Here is a 538-nt window from a genome sequence, read left to right as displayed (position 1 = left end):
GAACTCCCCCAACCGAGCCGCCTGTCCCCGCAACGCCCCACCACCACGCCCCGACACCACCCACGGCACCACACGACTGGTGCGGGAGGACGAGGCAGACGGTTCCGCGTCGGCACGCCGACCGCTCTCCGGGGCGGCGGTCGGCGCAGCGGAGTCAGCCACGGTTTCAGCGGCAGGGGCGCCACGCGCGGGGGGTGTCGCGGACTCGGTGTCGGCCGCAGGTGTCACCACCGAAGTGCCCGTCACCGGGCGGCTGGTCGCGCGCGGCTCCTCCGGCTCGTGCGCGTCCTCGGCCTGCTCCAGGATGACGTGCGCGTTCGTGCCGCTGACGCCGAACGACGAAACCGCCGCACGGCGCGGGGCGCCGGTGTCCGGCCAGGGCTGGGCCTCGGTGGCCAGTCGGACGGCGCCGGACGACCAGTCGACGTGTGGTGTCGGCGCGTCCACGTGCAGGGTCTTGGGGATGAGACCGTGGCGCATGGCCATGACGGTCTTGATGACCCCGGCCACGCCCGCCGCGGCCTGAGTGTGGCCGATG

1 protein-coding gene is annotated in these 538 nt (G+C 74.3%); it reads right to left on the bottom strand.

The window, feature by feature from the left end; all coding sequences use genetic code 11:
• On the bottom strand, window positions 1-538 hold a 538-nt coding region (locus ACRX5W_RS33300), incomplete at both ends, for a ketoacyl-synthetase C-terminal extension domain-containing protein (RefSeq protein ID WP_436792133.1).

It is taken from the genome of Yinghuangia sp. YIM S10712 (genome assembly GCF_051388935.1).
Lineage (GTDB): Bacteria > Actinomycetota > Actinomycetes > Streptomycetales > Streptomycetaceae > Yinghuangia.
The sequence above is the reverse complement of the archived record's forward strand: the minus strand, read 5'-3'. Positions and strand labels throughout refer to the sequence as shown.